This is a genomic window from Rhodococcus sp. 5G237 (genome assembly GCF_053764735.1).
This window is the reverse complement of sequence record NZ_JBSNCD010000001.1, coordinates 552,436-574,659: the sequence shown is the minus strand read 5'-3', so window position 1 is coordinate 574,659 and position 22,224 is coordinate 552,436. Positions and strand designations below refer to the sequence as shown.

The following is a 22,224-nucleotide window of genomic DNA, read 5'->3' as shown; positions in this document are numbered from 1 at the left end:
CAGTGGGTCAGTGGCTGCTGGTGGAGCCGAGGAACGCTTCGATGTCCCGGCTCCACTCGCGGCTGCGCCGCACCTCGAGACGCCAGTGCGCGAGGGCGAACAGGCCGGTCGCGGCGGCGGACGAGAACGTCCACAGCGACACCCCGGACAGCACGGCGGTGAACTTCGCGGCGGAACTGGTCAGCGGGGCCTGCGTGTATTCGCCGGTGCTCGCGTCGACCCAGACCGGCACCTCGCTGCCCGCGGTCGCGAGACTGTCGACCTGGACGAGAGCGTGACGCGTCTCGTCGCCCCAACCCCAGGTCGCGGGGGCCGAGGAGATCTTCACGGTCTCGCCCCATCCGGCGGAGTCGCTCAGGGCGTCGGCGTCGAGGACGGCCGTGACGCTGACGCGTTCGGCGTTCTGCTTCTCGGAGAGTTCGAGCTGGGAGCTCCACATGGTGGCGGACACCCACACCGCGACGGGGATCAGGAGCGCCATCACGGCGATCATGAGGGTGAAGCAGCGCGCCTCGAGCTTGTCGGTGCGACGCACGAGCGGGTCCCGCCTGCGCAGACTTCGCCGTGTGCGCCGCAGATACCCCGCTCTGGTCGTCATGTCGGCAAGCCGTCCCTTTCCCCCTCTGGAATGATCCCTTTTTCCAGGATGCGTCCGCTTTCGGGGAAGTTCAAGGAACGCCAACGCATCTCACACTCGCGCTGCGAGCGGAGATGTGGTGCGCGACACCGTCGGCCCCTGAGGCCCGACGCTCTCTCAGGCGCCGAGGCCCACCGGGCAACTCACGCCTGTGGCGTGGACGGGGCAGTAGCCGTTGGGGTTCTTCGCGAGGTACTGCTGGTGATAGTCCTCCGCATAGTAGAACTGCGTGAGCGGGGCGATCTCCGTGGTGATCTGCCCGTATCCGGCGTCGGCCAGTCGCTTGCCGAACGCTTCGGCCGTGGCCTCGGCGACCTCGATCTGTGTCTCGTCGTGGGTGTAGATCGCCGAGCGGTACTGGGTGCCGTGATCGTTGCCCTGCCGCATGCCCTGGGTGGGGTCGTGGTTCTCCCAGAACTGCTGCAGGATGTGTTCGTAGCCGATCACCTTGGGATCGAAGACGACGAGCACCACCTCGGTATGCCCGGTCCGGCCGGAACACACCTCCTCGTAGGTGGGGTTGGGCGTGTAGCCGCCGGAATAGCCGACCGCGGTCGAGTAGACGCCGTCGAGCTGCCAGAACTCCTTCTCGGCGCCCCAGAAGCAACCCATGCCGACGACTGCGGCCTGCAGGCCCTCGGGGAAGGGGGGAACGATGCGGTTGCCGTTGACGTAGTGGGTCTCGGGGACGGGCAGCGGTTCGGCGCGACCGGGGAGCGCGTCCTCGCGCGTCACCATCTGCGACTTCGAACCTGCACGGGCGAGGATCTCGTCGAACCAGGACATGACCCGATGCTACGCGCGGGTCGGAGCGGCAGTCCGTTCGTCGGAAGCGACCTGCTTCGGCGCGAGCCAGCGGCTCTTGATCCAGTGCGCAGCCGGTACCTCGACGCTGCGGTACAGCACCTCGGCGACGAGACCGCAGCCGATCAGCAGCAACACGATCGCCGCGGTCGTGCCGACGAGGCCCACGGTGTTCTCGTAGATCCGGTACATCACGAGGGTGTGGGTCAGGTAGATGCAGTAGCTGCGGGTCGCGACCCAGGAGACGACGGTCGAGCGCGCGAGGCGCCCGTCGTACCGCGCGACCAGCACGACCGCCGCGAAGACCACCGTCACCGTCCACAGATAGCGGCTGCCCGACCAGTAGACGTTGATGTCCGTGGCCATCACGATCACCGCGATCTGCGCGAACATCGCCGCCAGCAGGGCGCGCAGCGAGATCAGGCCGGCCCAGCCGAAGTACACGATCTGCCCGAGGAACAGGGTCGGCAGCGTCGACGCGATCTTCGACAGGAACGGCACCGTGTACGGCTCGGGCACGTACAGGTTGTAGAGGAGCACCAGCATGCACAGCACGGCGCCGAGCATCGGCACCGCCACCGGCGCCGTCCGCAGCAGCGACCGTCCCGCCACGCACCACAGGTAGAACGAGATCTGTGCGGCGAGCGTCCACACCACGCCGAGCACGATCACCTGCGGTTTCAGGAAGAACGCACCGAGGAAGAAGGACAGGAACGCCTCGGAGACCGACACCGTGGTGTGGCCGCTGAAGGTGCCGTTGATGCCGAGCCACACGAGCACGACCGCGGCGAGGATCGCCACCCAGAAGGCCGGCAGGAGCCGCGCGGCCCGGGCGATGAGGAACTTCCGTCGGTCCTGGCGGATCGCGGACCGGGTGACGAGCATGCCCGTGAGCATCATGAACGCCGTCACCCCGACGGACGACAGGTGCTGGTTGAGACCGGCGCCCTTGACGAGCACCTCGTAGGTGAGGTCGATGCCCCACCAGCCCGTCCCGAGGTCGTCGATCAGGTAGAAGGCGATGTGGGAGTAGAGCACGGCCGCGACCGCGACGAACCGGACGACATCGACGCCCGGCAGATCCACACGCGGTGCATCGGCCCCGCGTGTCGGTTCGTTCAGGAAGGGCCGAAACACGCGCCAATGTTAAGGTCCCGTTCACGCAGCTGTTGCCGATGGTCCCGTTATCCGGCTGTTCCCGCTGGTGAGGGACGTTTCCGGAGGCAGGGACGGTTTCGGGTGCTCTCCGACACAGTCGGGGTCCGATCGTGTCCGCATTACGGCGAATGTTGCGGACGGTGTAGTTATGGACTTGGGTGGAAACCCGAAAAGGTACGGAATAACTGCACGGGCCGGACGGCCCGGTGAAGAAGGGACCCTTCGTGGCTGAATACACACTTCCGGACTTGCCCTACGACTACGCAGCGCTCGAGCCGCACATCTCGGCGAAGATCATGGAGCTGCACCACTCGAAGCACCACGCCACCTACGTCGCCGGTGCGAACACCGCTCTCGAGAAGCTGGCCGAGGCCCGCGAGAACGGCACCATGGCGGCCCAGGCGACCAAGCTCGAGAAGGACCTCGCCTTCCACCTGGGTGGTCACACCAACCACTCCGTCTTCTGGAACAACCTCTCCCCCGAGGGTGGCGACAAGCCCGAGGGTGAGCTCGCTGCTGCGATCGACGACGCCTTCGGCTCGTTCGACAAGTTCCGCGATCACTTCTCCGCGAACGCGAACTCCATCCAGGGCTCCGGCTGGTCGATCCTCGCCTGGGATTCGATCGGACAGCGTCTGATCATCGTCCAGCTGTACGACCAGCAGGGCAACATCCCGATCGGCCTGACCCCGCTGCTCATGCTCGACATGTGGGAGCACGCCTTCTACCTGCAGTACCAGAACGTCAAGGCCGACTACGTCAAGGCCTTCTGGAACATCGTGAACTGGGCGGACGTGCAGGCTCGCTTCGAGCGCGCTCGCACCGCCACCTCGGGCCTGATCGTCTAGTACGGATCGGTCACAGGTCGCGAGACCGACAACGAGGGCGCCGGGACACCGGCGCCCTTCGTCGTCTCCGGGCCTGGTCTTCCCCATCCGCTACAGGAATCGCCATCCGCCGCAGCAATTTGCCGAAGCGGATGGCAAAAGGTGTAGCGGAAGTGCTGGCACTCGACACCTCTTGTGTGCCAACGGAGAAAACGGGCATTCTCCCCTTACCGACCGAGAGGGAGGAGTGGGATGAACGCCGAGGAACACAGCCGCATCGAGCTGTCCGCATTCCAGTCCGCCGGTTCGCTTCGAGGTTTCGTCGTCTCGGGCAGATGGCCCGCGACCACCCGTGAATGGGCTCAGGTGCTGGCGATGACGGTGCGGATCGCGTCACTGCCGGGACTGCTGCCCACCTCGACGGTGTTCGGGGTCAAGGAAGAACTGCCCGACGACCCCGAGCCCGGAACCGTCGGCCTCGTGGTCGCCGAGGGTCCGGTGCTCGGCGAGCGTGCCGTGCAGCCCGGGCGGTTCGCCGAGCATCAGCCGCCGGCGCTGATCATGCTGCATCCGCCGTCCGAGACGACGCCGTCACTGCCGGAGAACGCCGGCGCCGCCTCGGGCTGCGTGCTGCTCCCCGGGATTCCGCATCTCGGGCTCGAACATCGCGCGGCGTGGGTGGAGGCCGAACCGGACGGGACAGTGACGGCGCTGGTCAGCAAGGTGGGAGTGGATCCGGGCAACGATCCCGACACCGCAATTCTGGCCATGCTGCTCGCTTCGTGAGGGCGCCCTGAAAGCGAGAGTTCGGTTCTCCGAAAGTTAGCATTGCCTTTACAGAATTCGGTTCGCCGGGCTAACGTTGTCGTCGGCGAAGGGGAGTAGCCCCCAATCGCAGGGTCGACATACTGGCGGCGCCCGACAACGGCACTTCCCGGCCCCGCGGACCGGATCATCCTCCGGTGGGCGAGACCTTCGGCCGCTGGTCGCACCGTGCGTCCGGCGTCCGGAGGAAGCCCCGTTTCCTCCATACGAAAGGAGGAAACGCGTATGTGGTCCGCGCTCGTCCTGTCCTTCGCAGTCGTCTTCGTCGCCGAACTCGGCGACAAGTCCCAGCTCATGGCGATGACCTTCGCCCTGCGGTATCGCTGGTGGGTCGTCCTGTCGGGGATCCTGTTCGCGACCACCGCGGTCCACCTCGTGTCGGTCGCCGTCGGGCACTATCTGGGTGTCGCCATCCCTGCAACCGCCATCTCCATCGTCGGCGGCATCGCCTTCCTGATCTTCGGCGCGTGGACTCTGCGCGGCGACTCCCTCGACGACGACGAGCAGTCCAAGGCCGGACGCGTCGCGCGCTCTGCCTTCCTCGCCGTGACCTCGGCGTTCTTCCTCGCCGAACTCGGCGACAAGACGATGCTCGCGACCATCACGCTCGCGACCGACAACAACTGGGCCGGGGTGTGGATCGGATCCACCGTCGGCATGGTCGCCGCCGACGCGCTGGCCATCGTCATCGGTGCCGTGCTCGGCCGGCACCTTCCCGACAACGCCATCCGCTACGGCGCCGCCGCGTTGTTCTTCGGCTTCGGCGCGTGGATGCTCGGCGACGGCCTGTTCCCGGAGACCGGCGCCGTGGGACCGATCGCGGGCGCGGTGGCCCTGCTGCTGTCCGTCGCCGCGATGGTGGTCGTACGCCGGCGCTCCCGCCGTGTCGCCGAGGACGAGTCCCCGGCCTTCATGCGTTCCTGATCACCCTTCCGAACAGTGTCTTTCCGCTTCGGACAGGAGTATGCTTGCCGATAGGCAAATAAATTCGGAGGTGGTTCCATGTCTGAACTCACGGACAGCACCCCTCGATCCGAAACTCCTCCGTTCGACGCGGAAGACGTCCACCGTCTGCGTATCGCGATCGGACGGATCTCCCGCCGCATGGGCATGTTCGCCTCGGAGGAAGGGCTGACGCGTTCGCAGTCGACTCTCCTCACGACCGTCGCCCGCCACGAGACGATCGGAGTCCGCGAACTCGCGGAGATCGAAGGGCTCAACCCCACCATGTGTTCGCGCATGGTGGGCAAACTCGAAGACGCCGGGTTGCTCACCCGGTCCCCCGACGCCGACGACAAGCGCGTCGTCCGCGTCCACATCACTCCCGCCGGTGCCGCACTGTCGGCAGAACTGCGCGGCCGCCGCACCGCCCTGTTCGCCCGTCACCTCGCCGAACTGAACGACCGGCACCTCGAAGCTCTGCACGACGCACTGCCCGCCCTCGAGGCACTCTCGCAGCGCGTCGCCGATTCACCGCGCCCCTCCGCCGAGGGGGGTCGCCCGTGACGATGCTCGCCGACCTCAGAGGACAGACCTTCGCGGCCCTGCGCGGCCCCAACTTCCGCCTCTACATCAGCGGCCAGGCCGTCTCGCTCATCGGCACGTGGATGCAGACGGTCGCGCAGTCGTGGCTCGTCCTGCAGCTCACCGGCTCCGCGACCGCCATCGGCATCGTGCTCGCGCTGCAGACCGTGCCGATGCTGCTGCTCGGTCCCTACGGCGGGGTGGTCGCCGACCGCTCCGACAAGCGCCGGCTCATGATCGGGTTGCAGACCCTCATGGGTGTGCAGGCCCTGATCCTGGGGCTGCTCGTCGTCACCGACACCATCGCCCTGTGGCACGTCTACGTCCTGGCGGTCGCGCTCGGCCTCAACCAGTGTTTCGAGAACCCCGCGCGACAGTCGTTCATGCTCGAACTCGTCGGCCCGGAGGACCTGCGCAACGCCGTGAGCCTGCAGTCGGTCCTCGCCTCGTGCTCGCGCATGATCGGCCCGGCCGTCGCCGGCCTGGTCATCGCCGCAGGCGGCCTCGGCGTGTGCTTCCTGCTCAATGCTGCGAGCTTCGTCGCCGTCGTCACCTCGCTGCTGCGACTCGACGTCTCCCGGCTTCAGCGCTCCCCCGCCGCCGCCCGCGCCAAGGGACAGCTGCGCGAGGGCTTCGCCTACGTCCGCCGCACGTCCGACCTGGCCGTCCCGCTGCTGATGATGGCGCTCGTCGGATGTCTGGCCTTCGAGTTCCAGGTGGTCCTGCCGGTCCTGGCCGACCACACCTTCGCAGCCGGTGCCGGGGCCTACGGCTTCCTCACCGCCGCGATGGGCGCGGGATCGGTCGTGGGTGGGCTCGCCGTCGCCACCTGGGGCCGCACCGGGACCCGGCCGCTGATCCTCACCTCCCTCGCGTTCGGCATCGCCATGGCGGTCGCCGCCGCGGCCCCGAACCTGACCACGCTCATCGTGCTCATGGTGATCGTCGGTGCACTGAGCGTGACGTTCACATCCACCACCAACAGTTCGCTGCAGCTCGCCTCCGCGCCGACGATGCGCGGACGGGTGATGGCCCTGTGGTCGGTCGCCTTCCTCGGTTCCACGGCCATCGGCGGTCCCATCGCCGGATGGGTGTGCGAGCAGTGGGGTGGTCGGGCCGGACTGCTGCTCGGTGCCGTCGCGTGTCTCGTAGCCGCGGCGATGGGAGTCGTCGCACTGCGCCGCCGGACCGCGACCCCCGCGGAACCCGCGGCCGTCACCGGTTAGGGTTCGTGACGAACGACACTCACACGGGACAGGAGATACGAACAGTGGAGATTCAGGGATCCGCCGCACTGGTGACCGGTGCCGCATCCGGTCTCGGCGCCGCAACCGCACGCCGCCTCGCCGACGCCGGAGCGACCGTCTTCGGCCTCGACCTGCAGCAGTCCATCGACCGCGTCGGCGATGCCGCACCCGCGGGTGTCACGCTCCTCGCCACCGATGTGACCAGCGGCGACGAAGTGCAGGCTGCCGTCGACCGCATCGTCGAGTCCGGTGTTCCGCTGCGCATCGTCGTCAACTGCGCCGGTGTCGGCTGGGCCGGCCGCATCCTGTCGAAGAACGGCCCGCACGACCTCGAGCTGTTCCGCACGGTCATCACCGTCAACCTGCTCGGCACCTTCAACGTCATGCGCCTCGCGGCCGACGCGATCTCCAAGACCGAGACGGTCGACGAGTCGGGTCAGCGCGGCGTCATCATCAACACCGCATCGGTGGCGGCGTTCGAGGGCCAGATCGGCCAGATCGCGTACTCCGCGTCGAAGGGTGGCGTGCACGGCATGACCGTCCCCGCCGCACGCGACCTCGCGCAGTTCGGCATCCGCGTCAACACCATCGCCCCCGGCATCGTCGACACCCCGATGCTCGCCGGTGTCACCGAGGAGTACCGCAAGGGCCTCGAGGCCGGTGTGCCGTTCCCGTCGCGGCTCGCCCAGCCTGCCGAGTACGCGCAGCTCGCGCAGATGATCGTCGAGCACGACTACCTCAACGGCGAGACCATCCGCATGGACGGTGCGCTGCGCATGGCGCCGCGGTAATCACGTCCCTTCCGTGCGCGTTTCCGGTGGTTCCGGCCACCGGGAACGCGCACGTGCGTTAGACCGGTCCCATGCGGATCGTTCTCGCCGTGGTGCTCGTCGTCGCGCTCGTCGGCGTCGCCGGCTGGGCGTTGCAACGACGCCTGATCTACCTGCCCGACAGCTCTACTCCCCCGTCCGCCGCGACCGTCCTGCCCGGCGCCGAGGACGTCGTGCTCACCACCGCCGACGGTCTCGAGCTCGACGCCTGGTTCGTGCCCGGTCGCGCTCCCGACGGACCCGGAGCCGGCTTCACCGTCCTCCTCGCCCCCGGTAACGGCGGCAACCGCCTCGGCCGCGTCGACACCGCCGCCGACCTCGCCGCGGCGGGTTTCTCGACGCTCCTGTTCGACTACCGCGGGTACGGCGGTAATCCCGGCTCCCCCACCGAGGAGGGTCTCGCCGCCGACGCCCGCGCGGCGCTCGGGCATCTCCGTTCGCGCGACGACGTCGACCCCACCCGGCTGCTGTACTTCGGGGAGAGCCTCGGTTGCGCCGTGGTCACCGCGCTCGCCGTCGACGAACCTCCCGCCGCGATGCTGCTGCGCTCGCCGTTCACCGACCTCGCCGCCGTGGCCCGGCACCACTATCCGTTCGTCCCCGCCGCAGCGCTGAAGGACGAGTTCCCCGTCGCCGAACTCGTCGGCCGCATCGACGTGCCGATCACGGTCGTCTACGGCACCGCCGACAGCATCGTCCCGCCCGCCCAGAGCGCGGCAGTCGCCGATGCCGCCCGGCGGCTGCACGAGCGGGTCGAGCTCGGCGGTCTCGAACACAACGATCCACCGATGTTCGGCGCGCCTGTGGTGGACGCCCTGATCCGGCTCAGAGCAGGCCTGTGAACCTCACTGATCCGTCGAATCTCACCAGGTCGGGATCGGGTTGCATCTTCGCGGCCGAACCGTGCAGGTACAGGCCGCCGACGACGAACGACGACGAGTCGCGGATCGGGACGGCCGGCGCAGCTCGGCGTCCGGAGCCGCCCCGGGGCACGTGTGCCGACATCAGCTTGCCGTCGGAACCATGCACGGGGCACGACCTGCGCTACAGGTCCTCGATGAACGGGATGTCCAGCACCGCGCGATCACTCATCCACTCGCGCAGGACCTTCGTGGCGATCACGTCGTCCTCGTTGTACTCGAGCAACCGCACACGCTGGGCCGGATCGGGCTCGCCCGCCATGCCCACGGCCTCGCGGTACCAGCTCATCGACGCCTCACCCCCGGCCTCGGCGTCGCGCCAGTGATGCCCCGCGATCGGCGCGATCTTCTTGAGCCCCTTGCCGTTCGGGCACACGAACTGGTCGGTGACGGCCTGGAAGATGTCGACCCACTCGTTCGAGCCGATGAACGCCTTGACCTCCGCGAGTTCCGGCACACCCGGGAAGCCGTGGAACCGGCGCGCCGACGACAACAACCACTTGTCCTCCGCCGACCGCGAATAGCAGTAGGCCGCAAAGGTCTTCCCGCGACGTTCGGCCGTGCGCCGCTGGTCCGACAGCCAGCGCCAGAACTCGGCGAACGAGCGTGCCTCGTCGTCGGTCGGCACGGGCTCCCACGTCGCGAACGGGATGTACTCCGAGGACGATCCCGAATTGAGGAGCGTGCCCCACAGATAGGCGCCGTGCTCGTGGTAGCTCTCCATGTCGATGTCGACCTCGACGTCGGCGCGGTGGACGTGCACGTGCCGGTAGCGACGCACGAGCGGCACACCGGCGATCCACGCCCGCGCCGTGACGATCGCGTCCTCGAACGAACCCTGCGGCCACGCCTCGGGTTCCTCCCCTTCCCACCGGGCGAGACCGTCGATGGTGTGCACCTCGAGTTCGCGCAGCACGACGGCACGCTGCCCCGGCGCGACGAGCGACACATCCCGGGTGACGGTGAGTTCGGCGCGGCAGCGGTCCCACCACGGGCAGGTCTTGCACTCGCCGATCTGCGACGGCGCCGTCGGAGCCAGACCCCGCGCGACCTCCAGACGGTCCGCCAGGCGGGCGTCGTAGTCGTCGAGGATCTGGTCGAGATCGTGCACGAGGATGCAGTCGCCGCCGTAGCCGATCGCCCCGGCGACCTTCGCGGGGCTCGCGAGTCCGTGACGCTCGAGCATCCGGTACAGGTGCGCGAGGCGCATCTGGTCGCGCACCTGACTGCGCACCTTGCGGGTCTCGTCGACGGCGGGTGCCCACGCGAACAGATCGGTGGTGAGCGCGCCACGTCCGGGATCGGTGACCTTGTGGTTGACGACGATCACCGGGATGTAGCCGCCGCGTTCGGCGTCGCGCAGCAGGATCTCCGACCGACCGCGGCGTCCGGTGTCGGGTTCGCTCGGCAGCACCGCACCCCAGATGCGGTCGGCGCCCGCACGGCACGCGTCGAGTGTGCGCTCGGCGCGCTGCGACATCGGTCCTTCGGGGGCGACGAGCGTCCACCCGTCCGGGTCGGCGTCGAACAGCTTCTGGCGGATCGCCTCGCGATGCGCAGCCGCCGCCTCCTGGCGTTGCCGCGCACCCGGATTCTCGGGTGCACCTGCGAGTTCGTCGGGGAAGGTGGCGTCGAGATAGACCCGGTGGCGGCACCTCGTCAGCGCAGCGGCCTCGAGGGAGACGGCTGTGCGCTGTGACACTCCGCGTGGGGGCCGCGGTAGTTCTCCGGTTGCGTCCACGACATTCCAGGGTATTCCCTGCACAGGCGACGGCTCGCAGCAGCACCGTCACGTTAGGCTGACGCGGGGCGCCGGAGCGTCGTGTCGTACCGAATGGAGGGTGCTGTTCGATGGGGTTGTTCACACGGAAGCGTCGCGCGACTCGCAGGGCGGAAGCGAAGGCGCTGAGGACCAAGGCGAAGCTCGAGGCCAGGCTGGTCGCGAAGAATCGGCTCGAGAACGACCGGCGGGCAGCGAAGGCCCAGGCGAAGATCGACAAGAAGCTCGCGAAGTCGCAGGTCAAGCTCGACCAGGAACTCGCGAGGTCGCAGGCCAAGGTCGAGAAGGAACAGATCGCGACCCTCAAGGCACAGAAGAAGGCCGCCGAGAATCAGGGCCTCACCGCGGCGAAGGTGCGCCGCTATCTCGGCGTCGCGCGTCTGCTCGCGCCGGTGCTCGTCCCGATCGTCTACCAGGCCGTGACGGCGCTGCGCGGTCAGCTCGACTCGCGTCGCGCGCAGCAGCTCGGGGTGCCGATCGAGGAACTGGGTTCGTTCACCGGTCACGGTGCCCGGCTCAGTGCCCGCATCGCGGGTGCGGAGCAGTCGCTCGCGAAGGTCGAGCAGCGCAACCCCAAGGACGCGGAGACGCAGAAGTTCGCCACGGCGACCCGCGAACGCCTCACCGATCTGACCGCCGCCGTGCAGACGGCCGAGCAGATGCCGGCCGCGCGCCGGAAGTCGGCGCATGCGGCGATCTCGTCGGAACTCGACGGCATCGAAGCGGATCTTCTCGCACGCCTCGGCGTGCGCTGACACGGCTGCACATCAGGAACGAGCACGACCGACAGTGACCAGGTACCCGACCGTTCTCGGCACCACCGCGGGCATCGCCACCGCGGTGCTGGCGGTGGCCGCCCACGGCTCCGCCGGCGGTGGTGTGCCGACGGGACCGGTCGCGGTACTGCTGGTCGCGGTCGCGGCGATCGTCGGGATCCTCGGCGCGCACCAGCCGTCGCTGTCCCCGCTCGTGCTGCTCGCCGGTGGGCAGGCGGCCACGCACGTCGCGCTCACCGTGCTGGTGCCCGGCCACGAGCACCTGTCGGTGTCCATGCTGGGCGCCCACACGCTGGCCGTGGCGGTGTGCGCGGTGTTGCTCAGCGCCGCGGCCCACGTGTACGCGGCGTGCGGCACCGCGCTGCGGGTCGTGCTGCTGCGCGGGCCGCGGGTCGCCGCACCCGCCGTGCTCGCCCCGACCTCGTCGACCGGCCGACTGGTGTGGGGACGTGCACCCCCGGCCATCTCGCGGAGAGGACCACCGCTCGCCACGGCTGTGCTGTGACGATCGATCCTCCAACCACGAGAAAGACCACATATGTTCGAGTTCTCCCGTCGCGCCCTCGTGGGCGCGACTGCAACCGCTGCGCTGATGGTCGCGGGCGCCGGCATCGCTTCGGCCCACGTCACCGTCGTCGCACCCGGAGCCGAGCAGGGCGGCTACACCGTCCTGACCTTCCGGGTCCCCACCGAGTCCGAGACCGCCGGCACGACGGCACTCACCGTCGAGCTTCCGGGCCTGCGCTCGGCGCGCACCGAGCCGCTGCCCGGCTGGACGGCGACCGTCGAGAAGGATCCCGAGTCGCAGCTCGCGACCTCCGTGACGTGGACCGCCGAGCCGGACGTGCAGGTCGGGCCGGGGCAGTTCCAGCAGTTCGTCCTGTCCGTCGGGCCGCTGCCCGAGGAGGACGAGGTCGCCTTCCCCGCAATCCAGACCTACAGCGACGGCGAGGTCGTGGCGTGGGACGAGATCACGACCGGCGACGAGGAGCCCGAGCGTCCCGCCCCCAGCCTGACGCTCGTGGCGAGCAGCGGTGACGGGCACGGCGGCAGTGGCGATGCGCACGTCACCGACACCGGGCAGACCGCTGTGGCGTCGGAGGGCACGACGACCGACAGCACCGCGCGCTGGCTCGGCGGTATCGGTCTGGTGCTCGGCGCGCTCGGTGCCGCACTCGGTCTCGGCGCCGTGATCCGGGGGCGGCGGGCATGAAGCGCATCCTCGTTCTCCTCACCGCGCTGATCGCGGCGCTGACCCTGTCCGTCGGTTCCGCGGCCGCCCACTCGGTGGTGCTGTCGAGTTCGCCCGAGGACGGCGAGCAGATCGCCGAGGCACCCGATCGGGTGACCGTGACGCTCAACGAGAACCTGCAGGAGCAGTTCGCGGCCCTGACCGTCGTCGGGCCGGACGGCAACCTGTGGTCGAAGAGCGACCCGATCATCGAGGGTGCGAACGCATCCGTCGAACTCGACGGTCTCGGCCCCGTGGGCGAGTACACGATCGCCTACCGGGTGACCTCCGCCGACGGGCATCCCGTCAGCGGAACCCGCACCTTCACGCTCACCCAGGAGGGAACCGGCACGCCCGGCGAGGCGGCGTCCGGTGACACCGCGACCGGTGAGACCGGCGCGGAGTCGGGCGAGAGCGACAGCAGCGGACCTGCCGTGTGGTGGTTCGTCGTCGCAGGTGTCGTCGTGGTCGCCGCAGGTCTCGCTTTCGCGCTGCGCAAGCCGAAGGCCTGACCGGCATGATCCCGGAACGCCGGCAGTGGCTCGTCGTGGCCGCTGCCGGCGTTGCCTTCGGAACCGTCGCGGGCATCGCCGTGGCCGGTTCCCTCGCCCTGCCCGCCCCCTCGAGTTCGGTACGGGCGATCGGGCTGTGCGTCGGCTCGACCGTGCTCGGGCTCGCCGTCCTGGCGGTCATGGTGCAGCGGCAACGCCGTCCCGCGGTCTCCTCCGACACGCTGTGGCGGACGATCGCCGCGCTCGGCGGTGTCTGGCTCGCGCTCGCGAGCGTCGACCTCGCCTGGGCCGCGTCCACCGCGGCCGACGTTCCCGCCGCGGACCTGGACGTGGGGCGGTTCGGGCAGTTCGTCGGCACCACCACGGGCCGCGTGGATGCGGCGGCATGGGTGTGCATCGCCGCGATCGTCGTCGTCGCCGCGGTGGCGTACCGCCGGTCGGCGGGGTGGTCCACCCTCCCGGTGCTCGTGGCCGCGGCACTCGCGTTGATCGCCCGCCCGGTCACCGGCCACATGGCGCAGCAACCGCTGGGATCGCTGCTCAACGCCGTGCACGTGCTCGCGGCCGCGGTGTGGTTCGGGGTGCTCGTGGCGCTGGCCGTCACCGTGCGGGGCCGCGGAGGATGGGCGGAACTGTTGCCGCGCTATTCGCAGCTGGCCCTTCGGTGCGTCGTGGCGTTGGTGATCACGGGGGTGGTCGACGCGGCGGTGCGGCTCGGTTCGGTCTCCGCGCTACTGGGCACGGGCTACGGACGCGTCGTGCTCGCGAAGGCGATCGTGCTGTGCGCGCTGTTGGGGCTCGCGTGGAACTGGCGGCGCAACTGGCTCCCCGCAGCCTCGGCGCACCGCCTGCCGGAGGAGGAGTCGCTGCGCAACGCCGTCCTCGAGGTGTGCGCGATGTCGGTGGCGCTCGGGCTCGCGGCAGGGCTCGCGACCACCGGCTGAGCCGTCACAAGGACGCCGCGCGTTCCAGGTCCTGCACGAACGAGCGGAACATGTCGTCGCGCTGCGATTTCGCCCGCAGCACCGCCGACGGGTGCACGGTGACGACCACCGCCGGATCGCACGACCCGCACAGCTCCTCGGGCAGGTGCAGGACCTCCCCGCGGTGCTGCGTGAGCTTGAAGTCCTTACCGAGCAGCGACTGCGCGGCCGTGGCTCCGAGGCACACCACCACGTCGGGGCGGACGGCGTCGAGTTCGGCCTCGAGCCACGGCCGGCACGCCGCGACCTGCCCACCCGACGGTTTCTTGTGGATGCGTCTGCGGCCGTTGGCGGACCGGTCGAAGCGGAAATGCTTGACCGCGTTGGTCACGTACACCGCCCCGCGATCGATGCCCGCGCGTTCGAGGGCCTTGTCGAACAAGTGCCCCGCGGGCCCGACGAACGGTTCTCCCGCGAGGTCCTCCTCGTTGCCCGGTTGTTCGCCGACGAACAGCATGCGTGCGTCGCGCACCCCTGCCCCGAAGACCGTCCGCTCGGCCGCCTTGTAGAGATCGCATCCCCGGCATCCCGCGGATGCGGCGGCGAGTTCGGCGAGGTCGCGGCTGTCGGGTACGTACTCCTGCGCGCCGGAATAGGTCACCATGGCTGTCGCATACCCGGCTTCACCGCGGTTGCACCAGTCGCGCGATCCAGGCGCGGCTGTCGGCGGGGTCGATGACGTCGTCGAGTTCGAAGCTCGTCGCCGCCTGCAGGGCCTTGCCCTGCTGGTAGGCGAGGGCGACGAGCCGGTCGAACAGTTCCTCGCGCTCCCGGGGTGTCTCTGCGGCGTCGAGTTCCTTGCGGAATCCGAGACGCACGGCCCCTTCGAGTCCCATTCCGCCGATCTCCCCCGTCGGCCACGCGACGGTGAATTCGGGTGCGTGGAAGGATCCGCCGGCCATCGCCATTGCGCCGAGGCCGTAGCCCTTGCGGAGGATGATCATGCCGAACGGGACGGTCAGGCGTGCGCCGGCGACGAAGAAACGTCCGAAGCGGCGCACGGTGGCGTCCTTCTCCGATTCCGGTCCGACCATGAATCCCGGTGTGTCGCACAGACTCACCACGGGAAGCCGGTGTGATTCGCACAGTTCCAGGAAGTCCGCGGCCTTGTCGGCGGCTTCGGCGTCGATCGCCCCGCCGAGGTGGGCGCTGCTGTTGGCGAGCACACCGTAGGAGGCGCCCTCGACGCGCATCAGAGCGGTGACGATGCCGACGCCGTAGTCCGGGCGCAGTTCGAGCACCGATCCGAGGTCCGCGATCGCGTCGATCGCCGACCGCACGTCGTAGGCGCGGAGCCGGTTCTCCGGCACCACATGTCGCGCGAGACGCGGGTCGAGTGCCTGCCGGTCCTCGTGCGGCGCGGTGAAGTAGGCGAGATATCGCCGGGCGACGTCCACGGCGTGTGCCTCGTCGCGCGCTGCGACGTGCACGACGCCGTTGCGGCGTTGCACGTCGATCGGCCCGATGTCCTCGGGGCGATGCACGCCGAGTCCTCCGCCCTCGATCATCGCGGGGCCGCCCATGCCGATGTTGGCGTCGGGGGTCGCGATGAGCACGTCGCACACCCCGGCGAGCGCGGCGTTGCCCGCGAAGCAGCGGCCGGAGACGACCGCGACGGTGGGCACGCGTCCGCGCAGCGACGCCATCGAGCGGAAGGTGGGCAGGTCGAGGCCCGCACCGGAACCGGCGTCGACGTCCCCGGGTCGCCCGCCACCACCCTCGGCGAACAGCACGAGCGGCACCCGCCGCCGGGCGGCGAGTTCGAGCAGCCGATCGGTCTTGCGGTGGTTGTTACGGCCCTGGGTACCTGCGAGGACGGTGTAGTCGTAGGACATCACGACCACCTCGGCCCCTCCGATCCGGGCGGTGCCGCCGACGAGTCCGTCCGCGGGGGTGTTCGCGATCAGGTCCTCCTCGCTGCGGCGACCGCGCTGCGCGGCGAGGACGAGCGGCCCGTATTCGACGAAGCTGCCGCCGTCGACGAGGTCGGCGATGTTCTCGCGCGCAGTGCGCCGGCCCCGCCCGTGCCGCTTCGCCACGACCTCGGGCCGCGCCGCGTCGGTGGTGATCTCGTGCCTGCGGCGGATCTCGTCGAGGTCGGCACGGTCGGCGTCGAGGTCGACCGCGGCGATGTCGTCCGTCGCGGTGTCCGCGTCGAGCACGCGGACCACCGCGAGCACGGTGCCCGGGTCGACGGTGCGGCCCGGCTCGACGAGCACGCGTTCGACCACGGCGCTGCCCGGTGCCCGGATCTCGTGCTGCATCTTCATCGCGTCGAGCACGGCGAGCGGCGCACCGGCCGGAAGGGTATCGCCTGCGCGGGCGATCTCCACGACCGTGCCGACCATCTCGGCGTGCACCGCGTGTTCGTCGGCGCGCAGATCCGTGTACTCCACCGGCGCGGTCGTGGCGGTGTCGACGAAATCCGCGAGCCGCTCCCCCAGCCACGTGGTATGGACGTTGCCGGACCGGAACTCCTTGTCGTCCAGGATCTTCTGCAGGAGATCGCGGTTGGTGCCGATACCGTCGACGACGAACTCGCCGAGTGCCGTCGACGCCTTGCGCAGCACGGCCGCGCGGTCGCCGGAGCGCACGTACGCGACGACCTTGGCGAGCAGGGAGTCGTAACGTCCGGTCACCTCGAGGCCGGGTCGGCCGTGGGTGTCGACGCGGATGCCCGGTCCGGTGGGAGGCGTGAACGCGGTGAGCGTCCCGGCGGTGGGCAGGGCGATGCCGTCGGCGCGCGATGTCTCGGCGTTGACGCGCACCTGCACCGCGATGCCCTGCGCCACCGCAGGATGTCCGCCGATCCCGTTGCCGTCGAACGTGATTCCTGCGGGGAGGCCGAGTTCGTCGAATCCCGCCCCGCGAGCGATCGCGAGCTGGGTCGCGACGAGATCGACGCCCGTCACCTCCTCGGTGACGGTGTGTTCCACCTGGATCCGGGGGTTGACCTCGAGAAACACGAAACCGGCGTCGTGGACGAGGAATTCGACGGTGGACAGCCCGTGGCATCCGACGTTCCCGATCAGCCGGACGGCCGCGCCGTGCAGCGCCTCCCGCAGGGCGTCGGGCAGGTCGGGCGCGGGTGCGACCTCCACGAGTTTCTGGTGTCGGCGCTGCACGCTGCAGTCGCGGTCGCCCAACGCGACGGCGCGGGTACCCGACCCCGACTCGGCAGCCACGACCTGCACCTCGACGTGCCGGGCACGCTCGACGAGCGCCTCGGCGTACAGCCGGTCGTCGTCGAAAGCGGCGAGCGCTTCGGCGGCGGCGAGCCGGAGCGCCTCGTCGAGATCGGCGGCATCGCGGACCACGCGCATGCCGCGACCGCCACCACCCGACAGTGCCTTGACGACGATCCCGCCCGGATGGTCGCGCAGGAAGGCCCGCACGGACTCCGGATCCGTCGCCTCGACGGCAGCGGTCACCGGGATGCCGAGTTCCTCCGCCACCGAGCGGGCGGCCCGCTTGTCGCCGAGGACGCGCAGTGCTTCCGGGGACGGCCCGACGAAGGTGAGCCCGGCGTCCGCACAGGCCTGCGCGAAGGCGGCGTTCTCGCTGAGGAAACCGTAACCGGGATGCACCAGCGTGCACCCGGTCGCCCGGGCGACACCGACGATCACCCCGGGGTCGAGATAGACCGAGGGACCGGACCCCGGCAGGGCCTCGGCTCGCGTGGCGGCGCGGACGTGCGGAGCGTCGGCGTCGTCCGCGGCGTGGACTGCGACGGTGTCGAGTCCGAGGTCCGCGGCCGTGCGGACGACACGCAACGCGATCTCACCCCGGTTGGCTACGAGCAGCATCGACGATCCTTCCCTCGGCAGCGGTTGTATCCACTCCTACTCCGGCCGGCACCCGCACCGCAGACCGCCGTCTCACGCAACGACCACGGGACGGTGACGCAGGGCGCGGCCGAGACCGAGCGCCATCAGCACGGACGTGATCGAGGCCGTCGCCATGATCGCGGCGAGCACGACCACCTGGAACCGTCCGGCCTCCACCGGCGACAATCCGCCGAAGATCGCGCCGACGAACGCCCCGGGCAGAGTCACCAGACCGGTCGTCTTCGTCTGGTCGGTCGACGGGATCATCGCCGCGTGCACGGCGAAGCGTGCAGGTGAGAGTGTCGCCTGCCGCATGGTCGCGCCGAGTGCGAGCCAACCCTCCACCTCGGGCCAGTGGTCGTCGACGGTTTCGTGGAAGCGGCGACCGGCGAGGGCCGCGACGGTCATGGTGTTGCCGATGATGATGCCGCCGAGCGCGAGCGCGTAGCGCGGGGTGGCCTCCACCGCGCCGGTCGCGAAGACGATGCCCGCCGCGACGAGTACGCCGGTCGACATCGCGACGGCCGTCGCCCCGCGCACGACGGCCTCGTTCCCGATCCGCCGGCAGGCCGTCCACCACGCGACGGTGAACATCACGACGAGCACCACCGCGACCCACCGGGCGTCGGTGATGACGCCGGAGAGCACGACGCTGATGAGCGCGAGTTGCACCGCGCCGCGGGCGATGGCACCGACGGGCGCGAATCGGTGCGGGACCCGGAACGCCCACAGCACCGCCGTCGAGATCACGGCGAGAGCGAGGATGCCGATGATCGTGCGGATCAGGACGGTCGGGTCGATCACAGGGTCGACGTTAATGCCCCGGTCGCCGGGTGAGGCCCTATCGGCGCTCGGGCGCGGCGTGCGGCAGATCCGCGGTGGACGCCACCGGCCAGTGCAGCGGATCGGGGCCGAGCGTGCGGAGCTGCCCCACCTGTTCGCGGCACCACACCGAGACTTCACGGCGTCCCTCGACGACGTCCTCGGAGAACTCCGTCCAGTCGACCCATTCGGTGTCGTGCACTTCCGACGGCTCGGGAGTGGGCGCCGGCCCGTCGTAGAGCACGCGGAAGACGGGGCAGATCTCGTTCTCGACGATGCCGTTGTCCATCACCGCGCGGTAGCGGAAGGACGGCAGGACGACCTCGATGTCGTGCACGTCGAGCCCGAGTTCCTGACGTAGCCGGCGGCGCACGGCCTCGGTGAGCGGTTCGTCGGGTGCCGGATGACCGCAGCAGCTGTTCGTCAGGACGCCGGGGAAGGTCGACTTGTCCAGGGCGCGCCGGGTGAGCAGAACGTTGCCGTGGGGGTCGAAGACGTACGACGAGAAGGCGAGGTGCAGCGGGGTGTCGGTGGTGTGCACCGTGGCCTTCGGTTCGATCCCGACCGCGCGGCCTGCGTCGTCGAGCAGCACGACCTGTTCCATGTGTTGTCCTGTTCTGTATTCGTGTCCGAATGCCGGCTCGGCCGGGCGGGCCTCACCGGCCGAGCGGCGCGGTGGGCGTCCCCAGTCTCGACCGTGAACGCAGCGTGGTCCAACCGGCCGAGGCCAACCGCGGTGCCGCCACCGACAGGCGCCGGCGCCGCGACACGCGTGCGCGCTGGTGGAGTACCCGGTATCCGCTCTCCTCCACCGCCCGCAGGATGTCGCCGTAGAGGACGAAGGCGGTCCGCATCGCGGGGCGCACCGTGGGGTCGAGGAGGTCGATGCCCGGTTCGGCCACACGGTAGAGCGAGCGGGTGTGCGCGATCAGGTGCGCGAGGGCGCGTTCGAGCCGTATGTCGCGCTGCCCGGTCCGGCGGCAGTGCCACAGCAGGTCCTCGTCCACGTCGAAGGCGGCGAGGATGTCGGTGGGCAGGTAGATGCGGTCGCGGTCGAGGTCCTCACCCATGTCGCGGATGAAGTTGGTGAGCTGGAAGGCCTCACCGAGCGCGGCGGCGGGGGCCTCGGCCCGTTCGCGTTCGGCCTCGATGCCGAGGATGGGCAGCATCTGCAGCCCGATGACGGCGGCCGAGCCGTACATGTACTCCGACAGTTCGTCCATCGTGCGGTACCGCGACCGGAACAGTTCGGTGCCGGGGATGTCCATCCGCATCGACCGCAGGAAGGCGTAGTAGTACTCGTGCGGGATGTCGTACCGCTGCGTGGTGTCGACGAGGGCCCGCAGCACGAGACCGAATTCGTCGTAGGTCGGCGGCCTGCCCCTGAGCGCGTCGGACAGACGGCGTTCGAGCGCGTCGAGAACAGGTGCCGCGTCGACCGGTTTCACGTCGACGATGTCGTCGACCATCCGCGCGAAACCATAGAGGGCGTGCACCCCGGCCCGTTTGGACGCCGGGAAGATGCGGGTCGCGAGGAAGTAGGTCTTGCCGTGTCGCCGGTTGAGCTCACGGCACAGCTGATACGCCTCGTGCAGATCGGGATCGATCCCGTCGAGTTCACGCATGAGCAACCGCACCTGCTTCCATCGGAATCGACATCGTCGTGGATCCGGCAGTCACACCACCGGAGATACGTTCTGCGGCAAGACGTCCGGAGATGAGCACGGTCGGGACGCCGACACCCGGCGTGGTGCCCGACCCGGCGAGGACGAGATTGTCGACGCCGTGCACGAGGTTGGGGCGGCGGAAGGGCCCGGTCTGCCGGAACAGGTGTGCCGCCGAGAAGGGGCTGCCGTCGAGCATGCCCTTGTCGGCCCAGGTCTGCGGGGTGTCGAGGTGGTCGACCCACATGGAACTCGCGAATCCCCGATAGCCGCGCCGCTCGAGGACCTGCTGGATCTCCCGCATGTACGGCTTGCCGAGGCGCCCCCAATCGAGGGGTGCGGCAGCGAGATTCGGGCACGGAGCCAGCACCGAGACCGGTTCGCACTCGACACCGCCGCGCACGATCCGCAGGGACGGATCGGTCACGGCAGGTCGCGTGACGAGCAGGGACGGATCGGCCATCAACCGGCCGCGGCCGCGCGGCGCGGTGATCCGCGCGAAGGTCTCCGCCCACTCCTCACCGAAATCGATGGTGTGGTGGGATTCCGGCCAGGCCTGCGTCACGTCGGTGGGCACCGTGCCGTGGAAGACGACGGCCGAGGGCGACGCGACGGTGGCGCTGCGGGCGCGGCGGCGCGGCGGGACCCCGGCGCGCAGCAGCAGGTCGTCGACCACGGGCAGGTCCACGGTGAGGACGACGGCGTCGGCGGCGAACTCCCGGCCGTCCGCGGAACGCACGCTCTTCGCGCGGCCGCCGTCGACGCGGAGTTCCGACACCTCGACCCCGGTGTGCACGGTGCCGCCGCCCCGGACGAGCGCGTCGACCATCGCGGCGGCGATGGTGGACATGCCGCCCTTCGGGAAGTAGACGCCGAGCGAGGTGTCCATGTGGGCGATGGCGCCGTAGACCGCCAGGGCTGTCGACGGTGCGGTGCCCGCGTACAGGGCCTGGAAGGTGAAGATTCGCCGGAGCCGGTCGTCCCGGATGAACGACCCGACGCGCGATCCGAGCCGGCCGAAGCCGCCGAGCCGGACGAGGTTGGCGGTGTCGCGCAGCGCCGCGGGTGTCGACACGAGGTCGAGCGGCGAATCGAAGTTGGAGTCGATGTAGCGGTCGAACTCGGCGTCGAAGATCGATGCGAGCCAGCGGCGCAGCCGCCGGTATCCGCCGGCCTCCTCGGAACCGCACACGCGCGCGATCTCGGCGGTCATCTCGTCCGGATCGGAGTACACGTTCAGTGCGGTGCCGTCGGCGAAGCGCGCGTGGTAGCCGGGGGCGAGCGGGGTGAGGTCGAGCGCCGGGGTGGTCGAGTCGAAGGATTCCCCGACGGCCGCGAGCGCGTCGGCGATGAGGTTCGGCATCGTGAGCACACTGGCGCCGTTGTCGATGTCGTAGAGATGCCGCCCGTCCTCGAAGACCGGGTACGTACCCACGCGACCACCGACCGTGTTCTCGCGTTCGAGGACGGTGACGCGCTTGCCGGCACCGGTGAGGTGGAGCGCCGCGGACAGTCCCGCGAGGCCCGCACCCACCACGACGACGGACTCGACGGGGCCGCCGACGGACCTCACGCCTTGCCTCCCTGCGCGCGCGGGGTCGTCTGCTCGGTGCGCGTGCGCGCTTCCATGAACAGCTGGAGGAAACCCACGGACGGGTGCGGGTGCCGATTCTCGTTCTGCCGGGTTTCGTAGTTGGGCATGATCGGTGTTCCTCTGGTCGTCGCCTGAGCCGCGTGGGCGTGCGTAGTGGTTCGTGTCGGTCGGTTCGGGTGACGGCCCTCACGCCGTCTCTCCCCGTATTCGGAGCCGGTCGTCGCGCGGATGGGTCGGGTCTGCGGATTCGTCCCGTCCCTGGA

General features: G+C 69.8%; 24 protein-coding genes. 12 read left to right on the top strand and 12 right to left on the bottom strand.

The window, feature by feature from the left end; all coding sequences use genetic code 11:
* Positions 1-7: 7 nt before the first annotated feature.
* The 3 genes from ACWPOC_RS02705 to ACWPOC_RS02695 all read right to left on the bottom strand — a co-directional run bounded on the left by ACWPOC_RS02705 (position 8) and on the right by ACWPOC_RS02695 (position 2,527).
* Entirely contained in the window at positions 8-598 is a 591-nt protein-coding gene (locus ACWPOC_RS02705) for an Rv1733c family protein (RefSeq protein ID WP_225623686.1), read from the bottom strand.
* Between the two features lie 156 nt (positions 599-754).
* A complete protein-coding gene (msrA, locus tag ACWPOC_RS02700) occupies positions 755-1,423 on the bottom strand; it encodes a peptide-methionine (S)-S-oxide reductase MsrA (RefSeq protein WP_006553397.1) in 669 nt (222 codons plus the stop codon).
* Between the two features lie 9 nt (positions 1,424-1,432).
* Positions 1,433-2,527 (bottom strand): acyltransferase family protein, encoded by a 1,095-nt coding sequence (locus ACWPOC_RS02695; protein WP_120281032.1) that lies wholly within the window; start codon positions 2,525-2,527, stop codon positions 1,433-1,435.
* A gap of 296 nt (positions 2,528-2,823) precedes the next feature.
* Between ACWPOC_RS02695 and ACWPOC_RS02690 the strand changes: the two genes are divergently transcribed.
* The 7 genes from ACWPOC_RS02690 (at position 2,824) to ACWPOC_RS02660 (ending at position 8,694) form a co-directional block, all read left to right on the top strand.
* Positions 2,824-3,447, top strand: a complete 624-nt coding sequence (locus ACWPOC_RS02690; RefSeq protein WP_006553395.1) for a superoxide dismutase — start codon at positions 2,824-2,826, stop codon at positions 3,445-3,447.
* A 231-nt stretch (positions 3,448-3,678) separates the two neighbouring features.
* Entirely contained in the window at positions 3,679-4,212 is a 534-nt protein-coding gene (locus tag ACWPOC_RS02685; RefSeq protein WP_024102643.1) for a hypothetical protein, read from the top strand.
* A gap of 264 nt (positions 4,213-4,476) precedes the next feature.
* On the top strand, positions 4,477-5,175 hold the full coding sequence (locus ACWPOC_RS02680; protein WP_455407956.1) for a TMEM165/GDT1 family protein: 699 nt from the start codon (positions 4,477-4,479) through the stop codon (positions 5,173-5,175).
* A gap of 78 nt (positions 5,176-5,253) precedes the next feature.
* Positions 5,254-5,757, top strand: a complete 504-nt coding sequence (locus tag ACWPOC_RS02675) for a MarR family winged helix-turn-helix transcriptional regulator (protein ID WP_174246955.1) — start codon at positions 5,254-5,256, stop codon at positions 5,755-5,757.
* The gene (locus ACWPOC_RS02670) at positions 5,754-7,001 is read left to right on the top strand and encodes an MFS transporter (RefSeq protein WP_174246956.1); all 1,248 of its coding nucleotides are present in this window, start codon (positions 5,754-5,756) and stop codon (positions 6,999-7,001) included. Before ACWPOC_RS02675 ends, ACWPOC_RS02670 begins: the two co-directional genes overlap by 4 nt.
* A 44-nt stretch (positions 7,002-7,045) precedes the next feature.
* Positions 7,046-7,813 (top strand): SDR family NAD(P)-dependent oxidoreductase, encoded by a 768-nt coding sequence (locus ACWPOC_RS02665; RefSeq protein ID WP_120281029.1) that lies wholly within the window; start codon positions 7,046-7,048, stop codon positions 7,811-7,813.
* Positions 7,814-7,884: 71 nt separating this feature from the next.
* Entirely contained in the window at positions 7,885-8,694 is an 810-nt protein-coding gene (locus ACWPOC_RS02660) for an alpha/beta hydrolase (RefSeq protein WP_455407955.1), read from the top strand.
* On the opposite strand, the gene ACWPOC_RS02655 is transcribed toward ACWPOC_RS02660, so the two are convergent.
* Positions 8,678-8,881: a hypothetical protein gene (locus ACWPOC_RS02655; protein WP_455407954.1), complete on the bottom strand. Its 204-nt coding sequence runs from the start codon at positions 8,879-8,881 to the stop codon at positions 8,678-8,680. The two genes, ACWPOC_RS02660 and ACWPOC_RS02655, sit on opposite strands and share 17 nt — an antisense overlap.
* Before the next feature lie 15 nt (positions 8,882-8,896).
* Positions 8,897-10,474 carry a TM0106 family RecB-like putative nuclease gene (locus ACWPOC_RS02650; protein ID WP_120281027.1) on the bottom strand — a complete coding sequence of 526 codons (1,578 nt, stop codon included), beginning with the start codon at positions 10,472-10,474 and terminating at the stop codon, positions 8,897-8,899.
* A 149-nt stretch (positions 10,475-10,623) separates the two neighbouring features.
* Between ACWPOC_RS02650 and ACWPOC_RS02645 the strand changes: the two genes are divergently transcribed.
* Genes ACWPOC_RS02645 through ACWPOC_RS02625 form a run of 5 tightly spaced genes read left to right on the top strand, consistent with a single transcriptional unit; the run spans position 10,624 to position 14,015 of the window.
* Complete coding sequence (locus ACWPOC_RS02645) at positions 10,624-11,307, top strand: DUF6474 family protein (protein ID WP_106200837.1); 684 nt, start codon at positions 10,624-10,626, stop codon at positions 11,305-11,307.
* 34 nt (positions 11,308-11,341) lie between these two features.
* Positions 11,342-11,833, top strand: coding sequence for a hypothetical protein (locus ACWPOC_RS02640; RefSeq protein WP_120281026.1), 492 nt, complete (start codon positions 11,342-11,344; stop codon positions 11,831-11,833).
* A gap of 33 nt (positions 11,834-11,866) precedes the next feature.
* Positions 11,867-12,541 (top strand): YcnI family protein, encoded by a 675-nt coding sequence (locus ACWPOC_RS02635; protein ID WP_120281025.1) that lies wholly within the window; start codon positions 11,867-11,869, stop codon positions 12,539-12,541.
* A complete protein-coding gene (locus tag ACWPOC_RS02630) occupies positions 12,538-13,071 on the top strand; it encodes a copper resistance CopC family protein (protein WP_455407953.1) in 534 nt (177 codons plus the stop codon). The genes ACWPOC_RS02635 and ACWPOC_RS02630 overlap by 4 nt, the downstream gene beginning before the upstream one ends.
* Before the next feature lie 5 nt (positions 13,072-13,076).
* Positions 13,077-14,015 carry a CopD family protein gene (locus ACWPOC_RS02625; RefSeq protein ID WP_120281024.1) on the top strand — a complete coding sequence of 313 codons (939 nt, stop codon included), beginning with the start codon at positions 13,077-13,079 and terminating at the stop codon, positions 14,013-14,015.
* Positions 14,016-14,019: 4 nt separating this feature from the next.
* Here ACWPOC_RS02625 and ACWPOC_RS02620 read toward each other — a convergent pair whose 3' ends face one another.
* The 7 genes from ACWPOC_RS02620 to ACWPOC_RS02590 form a co-directional block, all read right to left on the bottom strand.
* Positions 14,020-14,658 (bottom strand): UdgX family uracil-DNA binding protein, encoded by a 639-nt coding sequence (locus tag ACWPOC_RS02620; RefSeq protein WP_120281023.1) that lies wholly within the window; start codon positions 14,656-14,658, stop codon positions 14,020-14,022.
* 19 nt (positions 14,659-14,677) lie between these two features.
* Positions 14,678-17,860: a carboxyl transferase domain-containing protein gene (locus tag ACWPOC_RS02615; RefSeq protein ID WP_455407952.1), complete on the bottom strand. Its 3,183-nt coding sequence runs from the start codon at positions 17,858-17,860 to the stop codon at positions 14,678-14,680.
* A gap of 72 nt (positions 17,861-17,932) precedes the next feature.
* The gene (locus tag ACWPOC_RS02610) at positions 17,933-18,685 is read right to left on the bottom strand and encodes an ABC transporter permease (protein WP_277370692.1); all 753 of its coding nucleotides are present in this window, start codon (positions 18,683-18,685) and stop codon (positions 17,933-17,935) included.
* A 37-nt stretch (positions 18,686-18,722) separates the two neighbouring features.
* Positions 18,723-19,307 carry an isopentenyl-diphosphate Delta-isomerase gene (idi, locus tag ACWPOC_RS02605; RefSeq protein ID WP_120281020.1) on the bottom strand — a complete coding sequence of 195 codons (585 nt, stop codon included), beginning with the start codon at positions 19,305-19,307 and terminating at the stop codon, positions 18,723-18,725.
* A 52-nt stretch (positions 19,308-19,359) separates the two neighbouring features.
* Complete coding sequence (locus ACWPOC_RS02600; RefSeq protein ID WP_159417043.1) at positions 19,360-20,328, bottom strand: phytoene/squalene synthase family protein; 969 nt, start codon at positions 20,326-20,328, stop codon at positions 19,360-19,362.
* The gene (gene crtI / locus ACWPOC_RS02595; RefSeq protein ID WP_455407951.1) at positions 20,321-21,940 is read right to left on the bottom strand and encodes a phytoene desaturase family protein; all 1,620 of its coding nucleotides are present in this window, start codon (positions 21,938-21,940) and stop codon (positions 20,321-20,323) included. Before crtI ends, ACWPOC_RS02600 begins: the two co-directional genes overlap by 8 nt.
* Positions 21,937-22,068 carry a hypothetical protein gene (locus ACWPOC_RS02590; protein WP_277370688.1) on the bottom strand — a complete coding sequence of 44 codons (132 nt, stop codon included), beginning with the start codon at positions 22,066-22,068 and terminating at the stop codon, positions 21,937-21,939. Before ACWPOC_RS02590 ends, crtI begins: the two co-directional genes overlap by 4 nt.
* Positions 22,069-22,224: the final 156 nt, after the last annotated feature.